The 704-nt window shown below is 40.9% G+C and carries 1 protein-coding gene; it reads left to right on the forward strand.

What is annotated here, in order from left to right; genetic code table 11:
* Positions 1-205 precede the first annotated feature (205 nt).
* Positions 206-704, forward strand: a 499-nt coding sequence (locus SJY39_RS00035; protein ID WP_390240560.1) for a recombinase family protein, incomplete at its 3' end; no start/stop codon positions are given.

The following is a 704-nucleotide window of genomic DNA, read 5'->3' on the forward strand; positions in this document are numbered from 1 at the left end:
ACCCAAACACAAACCAACCTTTTTGTTAGAGCCCCTTAATCATTGTTGCAATGATTAAGGGGCTTTTTTAATCAATGTTCATTAAGGTGTAACTTTATGGACATTGCTCACAATCAACGAATAACTGTTCATTTAGTCTTTGTAATTTAAAGTGAACATGTACACTTGTGTATCAATATCTTTAAGTTCACTTTTAGGCCATTTTATGAAAATTGGTTATGCTCGTGTTAGCACCCAAGACCAAACGCTCGATGTTCAACTTGAACAACTTAAACGTCTTGGTTGTGACAAAATTTACCAAGAGCAAGCGAGCGGTAAATCCTCTGATAGAGAACAGCTTAACCTGTTGCTGGATTTTGCAAGGGAGGGAGATGTTATTCATGTTACCAAAGTCGACCGCATTGCTCGAAATACCATCGATGCTTTGCAGATTGCCGATCAGTTAGCGCAAAAGAAAGCGGGTTTGGTGTTTCATGACTTGGGGGATTTAGATATCAATAGCGATGTAGGTCGAGTTATTTACACGACCATATCGGCGTTTGCTGAAATGGAAAGAAAACGGATATTACAGCGCTGTAATGAGGGTAGGGAGCGTGCACGCTCTGAAGGGAGGCACCTTGGCCGATTTCCTGACAAGATGCTTCACCAACGCATTCAAGAGCTTACAGAACAAGGAATGAACAAGCATGCAATCAGTAAAGAGT

The organism is Vibrio sp. R78045 (genome assembly GCF_042466085.1).
Lineage (GTDB): Bacteria > Pseudomonadota > Gammaproteobacteria > Enterobacterales > Vibrionaceae > Vibrio > Vibrio cyclitrophicus.